Source organism: Acinetobacter venetianus RAG-1 = CIP 110063 (assembly GCF_000368585.1).
Classification (GTDB): domain Bacteria; phylum Pseudomonadota; class Gammaproteobacteria; order Pseudomonadales; family Moraxellaceae; genus Acinetobacter; species Acinetobacter venetianus.
Window position 1 is genome coordinate 244,104 of the sequence record NZ_KB849557.1, and the last position, 14,171, is coordinate 258,274.

The 14,171-nt window shown below is 38.4% G+C and carries 14 protein-coding genes; 7 read left to right on the forward strand and 7 right to left on the reverse strand.

The window, feature by feature from the left end; genetic code table 11:
* Positions 1 to 105 precede the first annotated feature (105 nt).
* Entirely contained in the window at positions 106 to 603 is a 498-nt protein-coding gene (locus F959_RS02625) for a phosphate-starvation-inducible protein PsiE (RefSeq protein ID WP_004877295.1), read from the forward strand.
* Between the two features lie 41 nt (positions 604 to 644).
* Here the strand turns inward: F959_RS02625 and F959_RS02630 are convergent, their stop codons facing one another.
* Positions 645 to 1,010 (reverse strand): RcnB family protein, encoded by a 366-nt coding sequence (locus tag F959_RS02630; RefSeq protein ID WP_004877296.1) that lies wholly within the window; start codon positions 1,008 to 1,010, stop codon positions 645 to 647.
* A 151-nt stretch (positions 1,011 to 1,161) separates the two neighbouring features.
* The gene (locus F959_RS02635) at positions 1,162 to 1,647 is read right to left on the reverse strand and encodes an RcnB family protein (RefSeq protein ID WP_004877299.1); all 486 of its coding nucleotides are present in this window, start codon (positions 1,645 to 1,647) and stop codon (positions 1,162 to 1,164) included.
* Positions 1,648 to 1,818: 171 nt separating this feature from the next.
* Here F959_RS02635 and F959_RS02640 point away from each other — a divergent pair, with 171 nt between their 5' ends.
* Positions 1,819 to 2,265: a hypothetical protein gene (locus F959_RS02640; protein ID WP_004877301.1), complete on the forward strand. Its 447-nt coding sequence runs from the start codon at positions 1,819 to 1,821 to the stop codon at positions 2,263 to 2,265.
* A 63-nt stretch (positions 2,266 to 2,328) separates the two neighbouring features.
* Here F959_RS02640 and F959_RS02645 read toward each other — a convergent pair whose 3' ends face one another.
* The 3 genes from F959_RS02645 to znuD all read right to left on the reverse strand — a co-directional run bounded on the left by F959_RS02645 (position 2,329) and on the right by znuD (position 7,389).
* Complete coding sequence (locus F959_RS02645; protein WP_004877303.1) at positions 2,329 to 3,693, reverse strand: TFIIS N-terminal domain-containing protein; 1,365 nt, start codon at positions 3,691 to 3,693, stop codon at positions 2,329 to 2,331.
* A gap of 101 nt (positions 3,694 to 3,794) precedes the next feature.
* Positions 3,795 to 5,258: a phospholipase D family protein gene (locus F959_RS02650; protein WP_029424843.1), complete on the reverse strand. Its 1,464-nt coding sequence runs from the start codon at positions 5,256 to 5,258 to the stop codon at positions 3,795 to 3,797.
* Between the two features lie 79 nt (positions 5,259 to 5,337).
* Positions 5,338 to 7,389, reverse strand: a complete 2,052-nt coding sequence (gene znuD, locus F959_RS02655; RefSeq protein WP_004877307.1) for a zinc piracy TonB-dependent receptor ZnuD — start codon at positions 7,387 to 7,389, stop codon at positions 5,338 to 5,340.
* 137 nt (positions 7,390 to 7,526) lie between these two features.
* Between znuD and F959_RS02660 the strand changes: the two genes are divergently transcribed.
* The 5 genes from F959_RS02660 to F959_RS02680 all read left to right on the forward strand — a co-directional run bounded on the left by F959_RS02660 (position 7,527) and on the right by F959_RS02680 (position 12,314).
* Positions 7,527 to 8,291: a DUF4184 family protein gene (locus F959_RS02660; RefSeq protein WP_004877308.1), complete on the forward strand. Its 765-nt coding sequence runs from the start codon at positions 7,527 to 7,529 to the stop codon at positions 8,289 to 8,291.
* A 139-nt stretch (positions 8,292 to 8,430) separates the two neighbouring features.
* Entirely contained in the window at positions 8,431 to 10,212 is a 1,782-nt protein-coding gene (gene aspS / locus F959_RS02665; protein ID WP_004877310.1) for an aspartate--tRNA ligase, read from the forward strand.
* Positions 10,213 to 10,332: 120 nt separating this feature from the next.
* Positions 10,333 to 10,554: a hypothetical protein gene (locus tag F959_RS02670; protein ID WP_004877311.1), complete on the forward strand. Its 222-nt coding sequence runs from the start codon at positions 10,333 to 10,335 to the stop codon at positions 10,552 to 10,554.
* A gap of 5 nt (positions 10,555 to 10,559) precedes the next feature.
* Complete coding sequence (locus F959_RS02675) at positions 10,560 to 11,429, forward strand: lysophospholipid acyltransferase family protein (protein ID WP_004877313.1); 870 nt, start codon at positions 10,560 to 10,562, stop codon at positions 11,427 to 11,429.
* A 102-nt stretch (positions 11,430 to 11,531) separates the two neighbouring features.
* Complete coding sequence (locus F959_RS02680; RefSeq protein WP_004877316.1) at positions 11,532 to 12,314, forward strand: glycosyltransferase family 32 protein; 783 nt, start codon at positions 11,532 to 11,534, stop codon at positions 12,312 to 12,314.
* Between the two features lie 45 nt (positions 12,315 to 12,359).
* Here F959_RS02680 and F959_RS02685 read toward each other — a convergent pair whose 3' ends face one another.
* Together F959_RS02685 and F959_RS02690 are read right to left on the reverse strand one after the other, a co-directional pair.
* Entirely contained in the window at positions 12,360 to 13,079 is a 720-nt protein-coding gene (locus F959_RS02685; RefSeq protein WP_004877317.1) for a putative nucleotide-diphospho-sugar transferase, read from the reverse strand.
* 113 nt (positions 13,080 to 13,192) lie between these two features.
* Positions 13,193 to 13,987 carry a glycosyltransferase family 25 protein gene (locus tag F959_RS02690; RefSeq protein WP_004877319.1) on the reverse strand — a complete coding sequence of 265 codons (795 nt, stop codon included), beginning with the start codon at positions 13,985 to 13,987 and terminating at the stop codon, positions 13,193 to 13,195.
* Positions 13,988 to 14,171: the final 184 nt, after the last annotated feature.

A 14,171-nucleotide genomic window follows, 5' to 3' on the forward strand; every position in this document is an offset into this window, starting at 1 on the left:
AACGGTCTAAATCAAACGATTTAGGCCGTTTTTTATTACTGCAACAAATTCAGCATAAAATTTGCATAACAAACTCATATACCTATATTGAGTAGCCTAATCTTTATGTCGAACTCGAAAGAAAAACTTGAAAATTTAGAGCGTTTATTGGATCGCTTTGGTCACTATGCCGTTGAAGCTTTTCATTATCTCGCGCTGTTTATCATTGGCTGTATGATTGCATGGTCAGCCGTTCATACTGTCATCGAGATTCTAACCATTAAACAGTACGCAACGATTGATGACATCTTATTGTTATTTATCTATCTTGAACTCGGTGCAATGGTCGGGATTTATTTTAAAACCAATCATATGCCCGTTCGTTTCTTGATTTATGTTGCAATTACAGCACTTACTCGTTTATTAATTGCAGATATTCAGCACAATCACAAAGCTTCGATGGACTTGGTCATTATTACAGGATCAATCTTAATTTTGGCTTTGGCAATTCTTGTTGTTCGTTTTGCTTCATGGCACTACCCTTCGGTGATTCGTGGTAAAAAGCATGAACAGCAACTTCCTGCGAATAAAACACCACAGCCTCAAGATGATGAATTGGCCTAAATAAAAAAGCAGGCTTGAATGCCTGCTTTTGATTATGCGTATTATGCAACGCGATAGACACGATATTTCGAATCCACCAATACATATTTACCTTGAACTTGCATCCAGTTATATCCACGAGGTGGCGTGTATAAGCGGTGATAACGGTAATTCGACACGATAAAACGTTTGTTGCGATATTCTGACGGTAAACGCTCTCCACGTTTAAAATTAATACGTTGACCATAATGATTACCACGATCACCATTTGACCAACGTGGTTGATCTCGATGCTCGTATCGATCATAACGTTGATCATAGCGGTGCTTGTAATCATGGTGATTATCCCAACGATTTGAATCCGCCATAGCAGATGCTGACACACCTAACATTAAAGTTGATACGAGTAAAACGACTGCCTTTTTCATTGTTTGATCCTCAGTTTTGATCTGAAATCAGATTAAGAGAAACTCAAGGAGAAACCATGAATAAAACCAATGACATTGCAAAGCTTTGTAATAAAATCCAAGAAAATATGGAGAACCTATTTTCAACCAAGAAATGAAAATTACCTGAAAATCAGCGAATAATTTCAATTCTAAAATTATCATCAGTCACCAAAAGATAACGACCGTCAATCATCACCCAATGGCGACCTCTTGGCGGTTCACGCAAAGAATAGCTATCCCAATCCCGAATCACATATCGCTCACTACGAAACTCGCTCGGTAATTCATTACCAACAACAAAAGACTCTCTACGATAGCTGTGCTCATATTGCGTATCTGGATAATATTCAATCCGAACACCAGGTCGTTGATGCGGATAGGGATAATAATTATTTTGATTAGGCTGATAATAGTAGCCTTTCGGTGGTGCAGTGGGTGTATAGCGCTGATTTGAAAATGCAAACGGATCTTGTGCAGGTTGCTGATACGTTGGTGTTTGAGGGTACGAACGTCGTTCTGAACCAGTGTATCCTCCCCAATTATTTGCATAAGCTAAAATAGGAAGATAACTCAAGATACCAACCAAACTATAGATATGAAATTTAGATTGTTTCATCTGCATATCCCTAAAAATCAGAGTATCCTTTTATTTTAGAATAAAAAATCAGCATATCTGTTGTAATAATATTTTTTCAGATTAAGTGCCCTATTCAATGGATTAGCTGTACTGGCTTCATCAGAGATCGAGATATGTTAAGATCATTTTTTTGGTTTTGAGGCAATGTCTGTGTCTGAAATGAATTTTGATCGTCTCTATCAATTTTTCTGTAAAGTTCCGAGTGTGCAAGAATCCCGAATTGTGGCACATGGTGCAGATGGTCAACATGCGTGGTGGTTCAAATTCAATATTGATGTCGAACATCCATTGGCATGGCAAACAGTTCAAGAGCTTGGGCATGTGCTGAATTACTTATCTACAAACGAACGTTTACCGACACTATTTTTTCCAGTATCTCCACCACCTTATATGAATGGTGAAGCCAAAGACTTCTTGGCATGGGTGATCCAGTGTAATCATCCTGAATTTAATCCAGATGTTGTTTGTGACTGGTTAGAGGCACGTCTCCCCACCCCAGTTGAAGATGAAAGTCAGTGGAAAATTAAAACTGATTTAAGTGAACTGGATCAGATGGCTGATAAAGATTTGGATGAACTTATTCCACCGAGTCCTTAAACATTTTCAAGAGTGCTCTTCTCTTTAACTAAATGTAATGCCTTGTAAAAGTTAAAGAGAAGTTTATTTAAGCCATTTTTTTATGCCAGAGATCAAACACTCTCTTAATTTTGGCTGTTCCGCATTTTCATCAAAAAGAGCTACTATTTGCGGCTGTACTTGTTCTTCATAGTGTTGCGCTGCAGCAGGGAGAGACAGAGAAAAAATCCGATCCCATTGACTGCTTAACTCCAAGCTTAATTGTAACTCATCGGCCAGTTGCTGATTCTCCAGTATCCCCAAACCTCCCCGTAAAGCCACGATCAAAACCTGTTTTACTTTATGATCAATACTGCCATATTGAAGTGCCAATTCAGCCCACTGCGCCTGTTCATGCTGTTCCGTTAAAGCCACCAGCCATTCAATGGCTTCAAGGCATCCTAATTCAGCCGCTTGTTTAAAATAATGTTTTGCCTTTTCAGGTTCATCTTCTGTGTAATAGCGTCCTTTTTCATATAAGGCCTGTGCATGTTTATGTTTAGCGGCCAAAGTAAAATAGTGCTGAATTTCTTCAAACTCAGCATCACTGAGATCGGTTTTTCGATCCAGCTCATAAGCATAGGCATATAGTGCAACTGGATGCTTCAATTCTGCTGCCGTTTTTAGGTAGCCAATATAAGTTTCAGTCATTCTCGATAATTGCAGCCATGCATCCGCAGCTCCCCGGTCAGCCTGTTGTCGATAAAAAACCTGTCGCCATTGCCACAATTGCTCCCTATTTTGTTCCGAAATATAATCAGATTCATCACTGCGGAGAAATTCAACAATTTTCTGGATCTGGCCTTGTTGTAGTGCTTGCTCCAGTTCCCGCATCAGATCGTGCTGTGCACGCTCGAAATGAGTGCTCCATGTCTCCGCATCATACAGCCCCAGTTGCTGCAACTCCTCATCATCACATTGTGACAGATACAAACTGGCACTCAGTTTTTCTCCTTGCTGCCACGCCCGATACAGATAAGGTATAGTCTCGAGATCTGAATAAGAAACCCCATGTTTACCTTTGATCAATAGTGCCTGAATATTTCCCTGAGCAATTAATTGATCCGTGATCTGCTGTAATTCGTCATAGAGTTGATTAATATCATCTGCATCATAATACGTGGTATTAAAAATTAACCTTTGCCCTCGCATCAAGGAAAAAAGCATGATAATCGCTTGCGTATGACCTAAACGGGCAGCGCGCAGCAGATATTGATCCCGATAATACATATTAGGAGCTAACATACAATCACCTCGATCATGATCATAAAACAGAGCGAGTTCAAAGAATGCGTGCGGTTGTTCCTGCTCAGCTAACACTTTGAATAATTCAATGGCCTGAACGGTATCAATCAAAACCTCTTGATTACCGTAACTGAATGCCAAGGCCTGTTCTAATGTTGCAGTCATTTATTGTTATCCTGTTTTTATCTTATCTAGCTATTGAATACATTTATATTCAGCATATGAATGTATTCAGAAGTTTTCTATCAGCTTAAATGTAGAGCCAATTAGAAGGTCGACAATCCCGACCATTCCATAAAACGATAGATCCAGTATTTGGTTTTCGATTCATCTGCATATTTTGAATAATCAACCGTCACCTGACGACCATTGGCATTTGTCCATGCTGCATCAAAATACTGCCCAGCATCTTTAAACACTGGCGCTTGTGCTGCGCCAAGCACGCGAAAATCTGTTTCAAGATTATAATTTTTCAGGTTACGTGCAGTGAGGTTCGCTGAACCCAAAATCAACTCGACTTGTTGAGCATTATATTTCACCAGCATTTTGCTGTGGCACTGTTCGCCATGTGTATCACACCAGCGAATTGGGATGCCTGCGGCATGTAGCTCAGAAGCGACTTGGCGATTTGGAATACCATTTTTTTGGCGACCAAATGCATCTTTATTCGGATCAAGCAGGACTCGGATGTTCACACCACGTTGCTGGGCCTGCTTTAAAGCATCAATAATATGACGTTCAGATAAATAGAACATTGCCATATCGATATGCTCTTTACTTTTCGCTGTCTCAATCATTTTTAAAACAGCATCATAAATCGCTTTCTCAGTCAGGACTTGAACTTGAGGTAAACTTTTATCTTCTGTTAATCCACCCATAATCACAAAAGGACTTGAACCTTTCGACATATTGGCAACAGTTTGTTCAGTTTGCAGGACATCAATCGCGGTTGCACCATCAACAACTAAAGCCACATTACTATGATGAGAACTACCATCATGCGGGTTAGCAGAAGTGACTAAACTTTTCCAACCTTGGGCAGTATCCACAACCAACGTTTTCCGATGATTCGCCTTGAAGTTAAATAATTCTAAATAACTGCGTAAAGTAATCTTTTCATTACCAAAAGGATTGCTTAACCATCCCCCCTCAGGATTATTCCCCAAGTTTTGGCAACAGATATACCAAAGACCTGACCAAAGTGGATTTGAAGCACGTAATGGTTTTAAATCAGTTTCAATGACATCAACACCCGCTTGACGTAACTGAGCATAATGCTTAGGTGTCATCCCACCATAGACAGAATTGATTGGGTCAGTGATGACCACAATTTCAATCGCAGGATTTAACTTGCGTTTCACAATCAACGCATCAGTCAGCTCTTGCATTAATGGAAATTGTTTAACTTTCGAGTCCCCAACCTCTTGATTGAACAAAAACATATCTAAGACGATAGTTGTTTGTGCTTGATCAATTAACTGAAACACTTCTTTAAATATATGTTGATCAACTTGTTGCTGACCTTGCGCATCCATATAAGTCTGATCAGCCAAGAACTTTACATTGGCATGACGTAGTTGCCCCGTAAAATCCAAGCCTTTCGGGAGTGGTTTTACAGTGTGATAAATCGCCGAAGCAATGTACCCAATCGCAAAAATACTCAATATGACTGCCATGTAACGTCGACCTGACCAGTTTAATTTTCGATGGATTCGTTGGAAGATACGCATATAAACAAAAAAAGCCCTAGCCTAATGGTTTAAGGCTAGAGCTTATACTTTGATTTTTCAATAAGATTTAAGTGAAAAATTAGAAGCTAAAATTAACACCGACGGTAAAGTTACGTCCCACTTGTGGAATGGTCGAAAGGAACGAAGCATGTTGATAAACTTGGTCATCTAACAGATTGTTCACATTTAGGAACACGCGATAATCTCCAACATTGCTGTATTGCCCAGAATACGCTACACCAAGATTAAGCATATTATAGCTTTGTGTATCTGTCTCATAAGCAGCAATCTTATCTTGTTGGAAGACATGATAGTACTCGGCAGAACCACTAAAGCCATCACCAAAATCAGCATTGACTTTCGTACCTAAACGACCAGCTGGGACACGAGGAGCATTTTCATTATCAATTTTACCGCGAACATAATCACCAAATACGCCAAGCTTATAGATTGAAGAAACTTGATAATTCGCCTCTGCTTCAGCACCATAGAAACGTGCTTTATCTTGGGTATATTGAACTAAGCGAAAGTCTTTATAACGATCTAAAGTTTGTGCATAGATATAATCATCAAACCAGTTATGATAGACATGAACATGATAATCAAATTTGTCATTGTCAAAATGGAAACCAAGCTCCACATTATTTGACTTTTCTTTACCAAGTTGATCATTGCCTAATTCATAGGTATTGGTTGCGAAGTGACCACCATCTGCATAAAGCTCTTGAGCCAATGGCAAACGTTCTTGATGAGATGCCACAAAAGATAATTTATAGTCTGGTGCGAACTCCCAATTTGCGGCACCTGAAACAGAAAAGGCTGAACCGTCGAAATTCTTTTTACTCGAATCTTCAATATCAATTTTTTGCTGATCTGCACGTGCAGCTAACTCAACATGTACATCATTAAATTGCGCATGCTCTAAACCAAACACACTCCATTTTTTTGTTGTGTTCGGTGCTAAGAATGCTTCTTCGCCAGTTAATTCTAATTTCTGTTGATTATATTGCGTACCAATAACCCCTTCCCAAGGCCCAATTGGATTGTGTACTAACTCTAAACGACCATCGTAACCCTTATTTTTAAAGCGTGTTGCAATGGTATCTTCTTCGATTTCATCATGTTGATAATCAGTATAGCTTGCTTGAGCACGTAACTTTTTAAAGCCCGCAAATGGATCATCTAGCTCGGTACGGAAATCATAACGTTCAGACTTCAAATCAATCCAAGGCCCTGCATCATGTGCATGTTCTTCATGGTCATGATCATCCTCATCACCATGATCATGGTCTCCACAATGTAGACTTAGACCATGTAAATGACAGCTCTCATACTCATGACTATGCCCTGGCAGACCGTATTTATCTTGACGGTTGCTATATGAAATGCCTGTAAAGCCTCGATCATAAATCCAAGACAAACCAACATTCACTGTTTGCCCTTCGGCAAAGGTATTGTCGACACGACGCTCTTTTTCACCTTCATGGAAATAATTTGGGGCAATATAATCATTTGCCTCACGCTTTAAGCCTTCAACACGTAAAGCAACTTGATCACCTAAACCAACAGTAACACCAGCTGTTGCTAATTTTTCATCGCTTCCAGTGTTGTAACGTAGACCAACGTTGCCTTCATAGCCTTTTTCAGGCATTTGTGTTGGGAGTTTACTGTCATTGACATTGACCAAGCCACCCACAGTGCCTGCACCAAACAATAATGTCGATGGACCACGAATCACTTCAACTTGCTTTGCAAGTGCTGGATCAACCGTAACTGCATGGTCAGGTGATAAAGTAGAAACATCAATATTTTCAGAAGAATTCTGCAAGATTTTTACGCGTGGTCCATCTTGACCACGAATCACAGGTCGACTAGAACCCGCACCAAACTGATTGGATGCAATTCCAGTCTCACCACTGAGTGCCTCACCAATCGTAACAGCACCTTGGGCAAGACGCTTTTGATCCACAACAGTATCTGCAACTGCAAAATCTTTCGATGTTTGCTCTAGTGGGTGCGCTTTAATTCGTATTGTTTCTAAAGTTTGAACTTCTTCATTTTCAGCAGCGAAAGTCGGTAAAGCGACAACAGCTAAAATAGATAAGGTCAAAATATTCTGTGGAAATGACATACCATGTCTCGAATCAGTTTATCGATATTTTTGTTATATTATAACATTTCATTTATTTTGCAATAAAAAACATAGTTGCAAATTACATTTGCTACACTGCTTCTCCACGATTTTATGAAGGCTCGTTTTCAAACGATATGCCATTTACCCTTTCACATGCCGTTTTAGCACCACCTTTATCCAAATTTAGCAAAGGTCAGCTCCCCATTGCTGCTCTCGCAATTGGTTGTATGGCGCCAGATTTATATCGCCTTTTCACAACTGAAACGATTGCACTTACACATCAATGGTCAGGTGTGTTATTTCCGAATCTGCCAATTGGATTATTTTTTTGTTTATTGTGGTATCTGCTTTACCGTCCTGTGATCTATCGTGTTTTAGCTATACAGCATTCTCTCAATATTCATTCTTTTGATCAGTTTGTTGCCTTTAGTTTGATGAGCTGTATTTCAATTGTGATCGGTGCAGCGACGCATTTGATTTGGGATGGGCTTACCCATCTTGATTTCCGTACATTTGCATTTAAAACAACATTGGCCCAAGAGGTTTCGTTGTGGAGTTTTACTTACCCTTTGCATTTTATTTTGCAAATTGCCTCATCCATCTTGACCTTACCGATCTTGCTATGGATGTGCCTTAACTATTATCAAAGCCACAAACAGCACATTCATGTACCAATTAAATTAAGATTATTTTTTCTATTAAGTTTACTCGTATCTATAACCACAGGGCTTTGCGCTGTATGGAATTTACACCTGCAAATTCCAGCTGAGCTTTGGAACAGTGAACGCTATTTTTATATAGGTAGATCTATAAATGAATTCTCTCAAACCGGACTTATTCTTATGAGTATTGCTTGTTTATTGTTGTTATTTTTTGATCGTAGAAGCCGTTTGGGTTAGTTTTCCAACATTGTATTGTTTGGAAAATATTAAGACTTGAGACAATACGTTCAACAAGGCATAATCTCCCCTTCATTGGTGGTGCGCTGTTTACGCATTCACCTTCTACAGCCAATATAGTTTGGATATATAATTCAATATGATGCGCACTCATTACTGCGGCTCTCTTACTGAAGCCCAAATCGATCAAACAGTAACTTTATGCGGATGGGTTCACCGTCGCCGTGACCACGGTGGTGTGATTTTCCTTGATATGCGTGACCGTGATGGTTTAGTTCAAGTCGTTATCGATCCTGATACCCCAGAAGCATTCGCAACAGCTGATAAAGCACGCTCTGAATTTGTTTTGAAAATTACAGGTCGCGTTCGTCGCCGTTATGAAGGTACTGAAAATGCCAACATGGTGAGTGGTCAAATTGAAGTTTTAGGTAAAGAGATCGAAGTTCTTGCAGCTTCTGATACTCCGCCATTCCCATTGAATGACGAAAATACCAATATTTCTGAAGAAATTCGTTTGAAATATCGTTTCTTGGACATCCGTCGTCCTGAAATGTTAGAGCGTTTACGTTTCCGCTCTAAAGTAACTAATCTTATTCGTAACTATTTCGAAGATCACGGTTTCTTAGACGTTGAAACACCAATTTTAACACGTGCGACACCAGAAGGTGCGCGTGACTACTTAGTCCCAAGCCGTGTTTCAAATGGTAGCTTCTATGCGCTTCCACAATCACCACAGTTGTTCAAACAGTTGTTAATGGTGGGTGGTATTGATCGTTATTACCAAATCGCTAAATGTTTCCGTGACGAAGATTTACGTGCGGATCGTCAGCCTGAATTTACCCAAATCGACGTTGAAACATCGTTCATGAGTGACGATGACATCATGGATTTAATGGAAGGCTTAACGGTTAAAATGTTCAATGAATTATTGAATGTAAAATTCGATAAATTTGAACGTATGACATATGCAGACGCAATGCGTGACTATGCATCTGACAAACCAGATATGCGTATTCCATTGAAATTAATTGACGTTGCAGATTTGATGCAAGACGTTGAATTCAAAGTATTCGCTGGTCCTGCAAAAGATCCTAAAGGTCGTATCGTTGCTTTACGTGTACCTGGCGCAGGTTCACTGCCACGTAGTGCAATCGATGAATACACTAAATTCGTTGGCATCTATGGTGCGAAAGGTTTGGCTTACATCAAAGTCAACGAACTTGAAAAAGGTATCGAAGGTCTTCAATCTCCAATCGTTAAATTCATCGAGCCAATCGTACTTGATTTATTAAAACGTGTTGGTGCTGAAAATGGCGACATCGTATTCTTCGGTGCTGATAAAGCAAAAGTTGTAAACGATGCGATGGGCGCACTTCGTGTGAAAATCGGTCATGACTTGAATCTTTCAACTTGTGAATGGGCTCCTCTTTGGGTAGTCGACTTCCCAATGTTCGAAGAAACTGATGATGGCAAATGGACATCTGTTCACCATCCATTCACACTACCAAAATCAAGTGTTGAAGAAGTTAAGAACAATCCAGGTGAAGCACTTTCTGTAGCCTACGACATGGTACTTAACGGTACTGAAATCGGTGGTGGTTCACTGCGTATCTATACTTTAGAAATGCAAAAAGCGATTTTTGAAGCTTTAGGTATCGGCGAAGAAGAAGCCGAAGAGAAATTCAGTTTCTTATTGAACGCATTGCGTTATGGTGCGCCTCCACACGGTGGTTTGGCATTCGGTCTTGACCGTTTGATCATGCTCATGACAGGTGCATCGTCTATTCGTGATGTGATTGCATTCCCGAAAACTAAGACAGCTGAATGTCCATTGACTCAAGCCCCAGCTCCAGTTGAAGCAAATCAATTGCGTGACTTAGGTATTCGTTTACGTGAAAAACCAAAAGCTGAAGAAAAATAATTTTCTCAGTTTGTATAAAACCCTGCGCTATGCAGGGTTTTTTTTATATTACATGGTTTTACTTTGCGAACATGCTTGCTAGTGGCATAATAAGCTGCTTTTTATTGAGAGGTCGGTCCTATGGCGATGCGTTCTGATGTGCGTCGACACGCAATTGTGCTTATTGTGTTTTCTTTGGCACAGTGGTTTTTCATGCGCTATATCTTAGCAAATGAACTTTTCAATATGGACACCAATCAACGTATCTTATACTTCTGCGTAAGTAGTCTTGTCGGTGCACTACTCATTTTTGTCGCATTGATTTATATGGTTCTCAAAGGCAACGCAGATAAACAAGACTAGGCACGATGTCCTTTTACGTAACTCTCCTTCGCATTTTACCTTTAACATTTTTGCGTAGTATCGCAAAAGTGGTAGCTTATTTTATCAACCAAAATCCTGATAAAAGCATGCTGTTCAAGACCAGAATCAATCTTGGCTTAGCTTATCCAGAATTAAGCCTAGAAAAAAAAGAACAGCTTGCACGTGAAAGCGTGACTAAACAGTGTCTGAGTTATATCGAGTCAGGTAAATGTTGGGCAATGCCTCCTGAATGGAGCATCCAACAGATTCATACCGTGCATCACTTGGAAGTACTGACAAATGCTCTTAGCGACCCTCGTGGTGCACTGATCATCACCCCCCATCTAGGCACTTGGGAAATGATGAATGCATGGGTGAATCAATATGGTACTCCCACGATCATGTATAAACCAATGAAAGATAGTGGTTTTAATGCATTTGCTTTACATGCTCGACAACGGCTGAATGCCACCTTAGTACCTACAGATGCTTCGGGTGTCAAAGCGCTATTTAAGAATCTAAAACAAGGTGGTTTCAGTGTGATTCTGCCTGACCATGTTCCCGATCCTTCTGGCGGTGTCGTGGTGCCCTTTTTCAGAATCCCCTGCCTCACCAGTACACTTGCCAGTAAAATGGCGCAAAAAACTCAATGTCGTCTAGTCGGATTAAGCTGTTTCCGTCGTGAGGATGGTGAAGGTTTTGATGTCTACTGTGATGATCTCAATGATCCTGAACTTTATGATCGCGATATTGAAATCGCAACAACAGCATTGAATAGAACCGTTGAGCAAATGATTAATCGCTTTCCTACTGAATATATGTGGGGCTATAAAAGGTTCAGAGGTGATTTAGAAAATAAAGATTATTATAAATAAACTTTATTTTTCATGCATACCCTTATTTTTAAATAGTATTTATATTCAAACTGGTCCTCATAAAGTGCTATATTTCATTAATTTTCAAAACTTTTATTTATTATGATTCCTAAGATTATTCATTATTGTTGGTTTGGTGGAAAACCGATACCAGACCATCTACAAAAATATATCAGTGATTGGAGTCAAAAATGTCCAGACTGGGAAATAAAACTTTGGAATGAAGAAAGCTTTGATGTCGATCAGCATATTTTCACTCAAACTGCATACCAACAACGTAAATATGCTTTCGTATCTGATTATGTTCGTGCTTGGGCATTACATGAGTTTGGTGGTGTCTATCTAGATACAGATGTAGAACTTAAGCATCCTCTTGACGATTTTCTAGCATGTGAAGCCTTTAGTGGATTTGAGTCAATTAATCTTCCCTTTACTGCGGTGTGGGGAGCTATTCCATACCACAGCTTAAGCAAGGAGATTCTCTCCTATTACCACAATAAAACTTACTCAGATCAAGAACCGCCAAATACCTCTTTTATTTCTGATATTATTTCCGAAAAATTTAAAATTGATAGAACTAAAGACATCAATCAAAGTGGTTCTGATGGACATCACACATTACATATCTATGCATCACATTATTTTTGTTTAGATCTTCCGGTTAATTATGCTACCCATCATTTTATTGGCTCATGGTTAGAAGACAGAAATGGAAAGAAACCTTACAAACAACAATTACATAATAAATATTACCTATCAAAATTAGAAGATGATTTTTTATTAGAGAAAAGACAGCTAAAAGACTTAGCTAAAAAAATCAATTTTTCTCAGCTTTTTCTCATTATTCGATATTTTGTACGATCTATTATTAAAAAAGATAAGTAATAAAAAGGCTCTATAAATATAGAGCCTTTTTACTCATTGACACATTTAAATCAAATCATCAATGGTCAAGCGAATATCAATACCAAGACTTTCTGCTCGATTATTGACAACATTATGGCGTCCAACAATCTTTCTGGTACTTTTTAATAAATAAGGGATTCGCATCAACCATTGATGGAAACTATTTCTACGCTGGTACTTATCAATCCAACGCTTGTCACGACTTGCTTGAAGTTGTTCAATGATTGGCTCAACGCTATCACCATAGGTACGTCGTGATGTATCGAAAATAAAGGTATAATTTGGTGGTAATTTATTCAGTGTGATTCGTTTCTCTTCCACCCACTCATCAACAAGCTCTTGTAGTACCACTTGATCCCAACGATCTGGTTGATTTAACTGTCTACGCTCCCACTCATCCATTAATAGACGAGCATTTGGTGTATCATTAATAAATACTGTACTACTAATCAAACGTGTACCATTGATATAGTGCACTGCGATATCTTCTTGAAGCGATTCAAAAAAAGGACGAATATCCTTAAGAATAATAGCGTCAGCATCTACAAATAGAATAGGACCTTTTAGGTCTCGTCTCATACCTGCAATGAATGTTGGTTTAAAGGCGATGATCTTTTGCCAGTCATCTTTTGAAAACTCACTGAACTGAACATTGATATCAAATTTTTCAGCTGAACGTTGCAAAATTTGGGCATGCTTTCTATATAATTTGTCATCGGTATGAAAGCCAAAAATTGTTAGCATAAAAGCCCTATGCACTATGAAAAAATAAAAGATAATCTTAATTTCTCACAGTGCCTTAGTCAACATCACCAGTCTTTAAGATCAAATAAAGCCTATATAAATCAAACAGTAAATTACTTAAATTTAATCTTAACAATTGACTCTGCTTTTACAAAGCGAATCAATTGAGCAGACAGTCGGACAAACTCTCTCGTAATTTTGTCTTTAAACATCAATTTATGATTTACTCGAATATTATCCCCTTTTCGTAACTTACGGTCGTGAGATAAATAACTCGGGAAATTTGTCTTATCTCGCATCAAAATAAAGTCTTGAATACAAACAGCAGGAGACATCTGATAAACATCATATTTACCCTGTCGCAAATAATCTTTAAACATAATGTGGTCAATAGGAATCAATTTCTTATAGCTTTGAATAAATGCCAATAACGCTTTAGCCCCCTGATTTGATAAAATATACCCTCCAGTCCCCATATGTTTTGACTTAAGTGGCATCAACTTACGATTGATACATTTAATTTGTTTTAGCTTTATTGAGGTTGTTACCTTTGGATAAAATGCTTCAACTTTTATAATATGTCCATCTTCAGGAATCCACTCAGTTCTCGAAAGAACCTTCGCTGCTTGTTCGCCCAAATAAATATCATCTTCAAAAATACCAATGAAATCTAAATTCTGATCAACGACTGTTTTCCACAAAACCACATGGCTTAATAAACAAGCAATTTCCCCAGGTCTTAAATCTGTTGTTTTAATATCTAATAATAAATCTGCAGCAACTTGGTTAATTCGGTCAGGCGTAATTGCATCAAAGAAATCAAATGCAACCTGATGTTTTCCAAACTCCGATACGATATGTTTGCGACGCTCTTGAGCATTAGCAAGACTAATAACAAAATTTTTCATAATTTCATCTAAAGATAGTTTCTCTTAAATAGAGAAAGAGCTTAAAAATTATTTTACCGTTATGTATAAAATATATGTTGAATATTATTACATTTTAAAAATAATTAAATATAAATATTTTTCCATTTAAATAAAAATCTGTATATTTTTACGTCTTTTTGTAGTACTTAAAGTTAAAACGTTA